The 6,036-nt window shown below is 62.5% G+C and carries 5 protein-coding genes; 1 reads left to right on the forward strand and 4 read right to left on the reverse strand.

Annotation, left to right across the window (positions count from 1 at the left end; translation table 11 throughout):
* Window positions 1-86: 86 nt before the first annotated feature.
* Window positions 87-356: a spike base protein, RCAP_Rcc01079 family gene (locus tag ACR0AL_RS20855; protein ID WP_480664523.1), complete on the forward strand. Its 270-nt coding sequence runs from the start codon at window positions 87-89 to the stop codon at window positions 354-356.
* Window positions 357-442: 86 nt separating this feature from the next.
* Here the strand turns inward: ACR0AL_RS20855 and ACR0AL_RS20860 are convergent, their stop codons facing one another.
* The 4 genes from ACR0AL_RS20860 to ACR0AL_RS20875 form a co-directional block, all read right to left on the reverse strand.
* The gene (locus ACR0AL_RS20860; RefSeq protein ID WP_170413161.1) at window positions 443-1,609 is read right to left on the reverse strand and encodes a nucleotide sugar dehydrogenase; all 1,167 of its coding nucleotides are present in this window, start codon (window positions 1,607-1,609) and stop codon (window positions 443-445) included.
* 161 nt (window positions 1,610-1,770) lie between these two features.
* Complete coding sequence (locus tag ACR0AL_RS20865) at window positions 1,771-3,186, reverse strand: polysaccharide biosynthesis/export family protein (RefSeq protein ID WP_170551231.1); 1,416 nt, start codon at window positions 3,184-3,186, stop codon at window positions 1,771-1,773.
* Complete coding sequence (locus ACR0AL_RS20870) at window positions 3,176-3,829, reverse strand: YjbF family lipoprotein (RefSeq protein WP_170352133.1); 654 nt, start codon at window positions 3,827-3,829, stop codon at window positions 3,176-3,178. The genes ACR0AL_RS20865 and ACR0AL_RS20870 overlap by 11 nt, the downstream gene beginning before the upstream one ends.
* Complete coding sequence (locus ACR0AL_RS20875; protein ID WP_480664525.1) at window positions 3,826-5,856, reverse strand: YjbH domain-containing protein; 2,031 nt, start codon at window positions 5,854-5,856, stop codon at window positions 3,826-3,828. Before ACR0AL_RS20875 ends, ACR0AL_RS20870 begins: the two co-directional genes overlap by 4 nt.
* Window positions 5,857-6,036: the final 180 nt, after the last annotated feature.

Consider the following 6,036-nt stretch of genomic DNA (forward strand, 5'->3'; position numbering starts at 1 on the left):
GCCGTTCCGTTCGGTGTGTTTTGGTTGTGTTAGTTGTGTTTTGTTTATGGTGCTTCTGATTGAGATGACTGAGTGAGGTTGGGTTGATGAGCATGAACCCTTTTATCAATCGCGTTTCCAGCCTTTCGGGGCCTGCGCGTGATGTTTTGCCTGTTGCGCCGTCGGATGTGGCGGATTTGTCGGATGTGGCGATTGGTCTTTATGTTGAGGCGGGCGGGGCCGTGGTGATGACCACGGTTCGAGGGGAGACGCGCACCGTTCAGGTGGCGGATTTTTCGATCCTGCCGGTGGGGGTTACGCGTGTGCATGCGACCGGCACAACGGCGTCGGGCATTCATGCGCTTGTGCTGACGTAAGGTATCCGCCGTTCACGGCGCACAGCCCTACCACCGGACTTCCGGCGGCGGGGCTTTTTTGTATTCTCAAAACCCCTCTGTCGGGATCAGTCCGCGCCAAACAGATCGCGTGTGAAGACCTTGTCGCTGACATCGCGGATCTCGTCCGAGATGCGGTTGGCGAGGATCAGGTCGGCCTGCTGCTTGAAGGCGTCAAGATCGCGGATCACCGGTGAGTGGAAGAAATGATCCTCGCTCAAAACCGGTTCATAGACGATGACCTGGATGCCCTTGGCCTTGATCCGCTTCATGATGCCCTGAACCGAGCTTTGGCGGAAATTGTCGCTGCCTTCTTTCATCACCAGCCGGTAGATGCCGACGGTTTTGGGCCCTTTCATCAGAATCTGATCGCTGAGGAAATCCTTGCGGGTGCGGTTGGCATCGACGATGGCGCGGATCAGGTTCTGCGGCACATGGTTGTAATTGGCCAACAGCTGTTTGGTATCTTTGGGCAGGCAATAGCCGCCATATCCGAACGAGGGGTTATTGTAATGCGCGCCGATGCGCGGGTCGAGGCTGACGCCTTCGATGATCTGGCGCGGGTCCATGCCGCCGGCCAGGGAATAGCTGTCGAGCTCGTTGAAAAAGGCCACGCGCATGGCAAGGTAGGTATTGGCGAACAGCTTGATCGCCTCGGCCTCGTCGGGGTCGGTGAACAACACCGGCGCATCTTTTGAGACTGCTCCTTCCAGCAGCAGCTCGGCAAAGGTCTTGGCCCGGTCCGAGCGTTCGCCGACGATGATCCGGCTGGGATGCAGGTTGTCGTGCAGCGCCTGCCCCTCGCGCAGAAACTCTGGCGAGAAGATCACATTGTCGGTGCCAAACCGCGCGCGGGCATCGGTGACAAAGCCCACGGGGATGGTGGATTTGATCACGATGACAGCATCGGGGTTCACTCTGGTGACCTGGTCGATCACCGTATCGACCGAGCTGGTGTCGAAATAGTTGCTGCGCGGATCATAATTGGTCGGGGTGGCCACAACGACAAAATCTGCCCCGCCAAACGCGGCTTCGGGATCGGTGGTGGCGGTCAGGTTCAGCGTTCGGTTGGTCAGGAAGTCGGTGATATCGGCATCCTGGATCGGGCTTTCGCGCTGGTTGAGCATGTCCACGCGCGCGGCGGACACATCCAGGGCAACAACGTCGTGGTTTTGCGCCAGCAGCACGGCGTTGGACAAGCCAACATAGCCAATCCCGGCAATCGCGATCTTCATATCTTGGTTCCTTGTGTACCCAGGGTCGGCACGCCCGGTGCGATCATAATCGTGTTTTTGGTGTGTGATAAGCTTTTGAAAGACGTGAAGGCAATGATCCGGCCCGGGCGGCCAGCGCGCTTGTGCTGATTGGGCGCGATGGCGGTGCCCGGGTGGGTGTCTTAATTTACCGCGGCATTGATTGGCGTCGTGACAAGGGATGGGGTGATCTGGCTGATGGTGCGGCCCCATTTTGTGACAGGGTTTTCCGCGATGAAAATGATGTCGTTTGAGCGCAGCTGGAATTGCGCGGCCAGGGTCAGCTGTGCGGCGTTGCGGATATCAAGGTGCCAGGCGGTGACGGCGCCGAACTCGCGGGCGTCGGTTGCGGCGCGCAGCACATAAACCTCCGATGCGTCGCCGGTTTCCTTGGCGATGCCGCCGCCGGTGTCGAACAGCGCATCGGCCAGGGTGGCCGCGTGGTTGAACGGCAGGGCATAGCGGCCCTGGGTGCGGACCTCGCCGGACAGGTAGACGTAATCGCGATCGACCGCGTCCAGTTCGATGGACTGAACAAAGTTGTTGCGGCGCTCATCCAGATCGGCACGGCGCAGATTGACGGCCACGTTCAGCTCTTGCAGGGCGGTCTGGCGGCCTTCCAGCACGGTCTCGCGCAGGGCGATCTGCTGGGCAAAGAAGCGCTCGGCCCGGTCCAGATCATAGTCGGTATCGACAAAGACCGAGTCATCGGCGATCAGGTTGAGGTTCTGCAAGGCGGTGCGCGCATACAGATCTTCCAGCGGGATCTGATACATCTGCCCGTCGCGGTAGATGCGCACCGAGGAATTGTCGATATCGCTGACCGAGACCGACCCGGCGGCCGACAGCGCCTCGCCCAGGGTCAGCTGGGTCAGGGTGATGGGCTGGATGCCGGGCTGGCCGACGGCGCCGCCGACCGAGACGCGGCGGGAATTGAACTCGGCAATTTCCAGGCTGAAGGTGGGGTCGATCTGGTTTTCCACCAGACGCTGGAACAGCAGCGCCTCGGCCTCATCCACGGTCAGGCCGACCAGCCGCACGCGGCCGACATCGGGGATGTTGATCGAGCCGTCATCCTGCACGGTATAGCCGTTGCGGCTGTTCTGCGCGGCCAGCAGGCCCGACAGCTCTCCGGCGGTGCCTTGGGTGGATGGCGTGGACAGCACCAGCACGTCGCCGATGCCAATGGTGTAGGGGCCGGGGTTCACTTGCGGTGGCGGGTCCAGCTGCAGCCCGGCGCGTGATCCGTCCTGGGTCGAGGGCGCCTCGGGCAGGGGGCCGGTGCCGCGCAAGCTGGTGGAGGAGCCCGATCCGGCCGACAGACCAAACACCGAAGGCAGGGTTTTGGGCGCATAAGGCGAGCGGTTGGCCACCAGCACGGTCTCGGGCGTGACCGGCACGACACGGACCTTGCCGGCATCCGACACGCCTGCGGTCACCGAGGGGCTGCGGTAGATGGTTGAACATCCGGCGATCAGGCCGCTCAGGGCCAGCGCACTGAGAAGAAGGGGGAAATGGCGCACGCGCTGTCCTTTGCTGTTCAAAATCTCAACTCTCATCGGGCACCACCTTTATGACCATGTTGCCCAGGAAATCGCCGGTCCATTGCGAGGACTGGACGATGCGGCCGGTGCTGTCCTGCACCCAGTAAATGTTGCTGAAGGTCTCGGCCACCCCATAGCAATCCTCTTGCCGCTTTTGCGCGGCAACGGGCGTGCCCTGCAACACCACCGGGTCAGACCCCAACGGGGTGATCCGGCAGCGATAGGCGTGCAGCTCGATCTCGTCATTGCCGTTGAGAAAGCTGTGGAACCGCTCGGCTCGGCCCGAACCGCCGCTCAGGATCAGCGCCGCGCTCTGGCTGACATCCGATCCGGCCAGACCGCCGCCGAACCCCTTGGCCGAGGTCAGCAACCCCTGATCCAGCGTGATGGTGGCGCCATCCGCACTCAGCCAGGTCTGTACCCCGGCGCGCTCGGTCTCAAGCAACATGACCCCGGCCAGATCGCGGGCGGGAAAGCCGACTTCAAGCCGCGGCGGGATCGGGCGGCGCGCGGCCAGCGCCTGCGCGCGCGGATGGAACCGGGGCGCATTGGGAAACAGCGCCCCCTTCAGCAGATCGACATCTTCCTGCGCGTCGCCGCAGGAGATCAGCATCAGGGCCAGCAGGGCCAACAGGGCAGGGCGGCGCAGGGCTGTCATCGCCAGAACCTCCCCCAGCCGCGCGACAGGTCCTGCGCGCGGGCCTCGCGGGTGACGCCATAGAGCCGGTTGCGCACATGCAGTCGCGCGCCGCCATCGCGCAGAACGGGACGGATGGTCTGAGCGATCTTGTTGCGCGACGGACGCCCGGTCAGCCATGAGACCGGGATTTCCAGCCGGATACCCTTGTCGAACGAGCCTTCGCCGAACTCTTCCGAGCTGACATTGGTCAGGGTAAAGAAGGCACCAACCTTGAAGCCGTTGTTGAACTCGCGATCCAGCGTGAAGGTGGCGCCATAATCGCCCGCCAGGTAGCGCCCGACATCGACCTGCGCGTGATACTCGCCCGGCAGATCGTAATAGGCCGAGACATGCCCGGTGGCGACGGAATAATCCTGAAAGCCGAACAGCACGTCGAAATCGCGTTGCACCGCATAATTGGCCTCGGCCCCCAACGCCAGGCGGCTGTTGGTGGGATACCACAGCAGTTCCGCCGACAGCCCGCCGAACATGGTCTCGAGATAGCCCAGCGTGGTGCGGGCATAAAGGTTCGTGCCCGGCCGCCACAGGTACTCGCCGGTCATATGTTCGATCCGCAGGTTGGATTCGCGGGCATAGATCGCCCAGTCTGAGCGCACATGCGGCAGCGGCGAATCCGAGACCCGGGTGCTGTCATCCAGCGTGCTGAGGATCGGCAACCGCAGCCCGGTCGACAGGGTGAAGCCCGGCGAAAGCGTGTAATCCAGCCCCAGCGCGGCGCCCACCTCGTATCGCAGCGGGTCGTCGGGGTCGAAGAAGGAAAAGTTCAGATACGGCCCGAACCGATAGGAAAAATGCGGGTAAGCATCGCTGAGGATACCGCCCTGCACCAGCGGCAGCGTGTCCGACACCTCGGCCCGGGCAAAGCTGCGCCAGGCATTGTCGGGGTCGTGTTCCAGCTCATACAGGTCGTCGCGATTGACCCGCACCGCGCTCAGCGGCACGCCGTTCGACATCAGCGCGATGTCGAAATGCTCGGTCTGGGCGGGTTCTTCATTGGCCAGCACGCGGGCGGTGCGCCCCAACGCCTGGGCGGCCTGACCATAGGTGGTGTTCTCGACCCCGACCTGAACCGTATCGCCGGTCTCCGACAGATAGACCAGCCGCAACCCTTCCTGCGCCAGCGCGGCTTGCATCCGGGACCGGATGTCGCCGGTCGCGCGGTCCGCTGTTGCGGCAGCGGTCTGGGATCTGGGCTGCAACGGCGGTGGCGCGGCACCTTGTCCGCCCGGCGCCACCGATTTGCGTGGGTCGACGAAATAGCTCAGCGTCAGCCCCAGCGTGGAGCCATAAAGAAAAGATGTGGTCAGCTGCGTGCCATTGTCGAACCGGTACTGGACCCCGACATTGATCGGGGATCTGACCCGGAAACTGTCGTTGACCGCTTCCTGGCTGTACAGATCGGGGGAATACTCGGCCAGAAAGGTCAGCCGGTCATTATATTGCCAGCTGGCGCCCCCAAACAGCGCCGCATCGCCACGGAACCAGTTGCCGAATTCCAGCTCACCGCCCTGACCGTTTGAATTTGGCGGCGGCCGGGTGTCGAACCGGCTGCCAAACACACCCAGCGGGTTCGAAAACGCGCCCCGCCCTGCCATGCGGCCCCAGCCGATGCCACCGGTCAGCTTGAGCCGGTCCTGAAAGGTCTTGGTGGCCACAAAGTACTCGGCGGCATAGACGCCGGTACCGCCAAAATCGCGCAGCCCCATCACGATGGCCGGGCTGTGCCGGCTTTCCTCGCGCAACCGGAAATGGATGTCAAAGCTGCGGTCATACCGGGTGGTGTCGGGCCCATCCAGCCTGTCGATCACCGCATAACGGAAGCTGCCATGCACCCAGGGCAGCATCTGGAACGTCATCGTCCCCCGCCCGCTATTGCGCAACCCCGCAGCGGTGAACACCAGCGCCCCGTCATCGAACATCTCGGCGGTCGGAATCTCAAGCAGGCCGGGTGTGCCATAGGTCGAAACAGACTGCGCCTGACCCATGCCCGCCGCACCCGCACATACCAACGCCAACAGGCCTTTCAACCTCACAGAAACCGCTCGAATCTTCACGTCAATCTATCGCTTTTTCGATCGGCGCCTCACTAACAACTTTCAAAACAAACGTCCCGAAACAATCCGCCAAAAAAAATATCCACAAAACACCTTGTGGCAATTCTGCAA

This window comes from Ruegeria sp. BB1, assembly GCF_056539465.1.

What these genes read in the sequence shown, in the direction of transcription:
- ACR0AL_RS20875 (WP_480664525.1), bottom strand. Translation starts at nt 5,856, where the DNA reads ATGGGTCAGGCGCAGTCTGTTTCGACCTATGGCACACCCGGCCTGCTT.
- ACR0AL_RS20860 (WP_170413161.1), bottom strand. Translation starts at nt 1,609, where the DNA reads ATGAAGATCGCGATTGCCGGGATTGGCTATGTTGGCTTGTCCAACGCC.
- ACR0AL_RS20870 (WP_170352133.1), bottom strand. Translation starts at nt 3,829, where the DNA reads ATGACAGCCCTGCGCCGCCCTGCCCTGTTGGCCCTGCTGGCCCTGATG.
- ACR0AL_RS20865 (WP_170551231.1), bottom strand. Translation starts at nt 3,186, where the DNA reads ATGAGAGTTGAGATTTTGAACAGCAAAGGACAGCGCGTGCGCCATTTC.
- ACR0AL_RS20855 (WP_480664523.1), top strand. Translation starts at nt 87, where the DNA reads ATGAGCATGAACCCTTTTATCAATCGCGTTTCCAGCCTTTCGGGGCCT.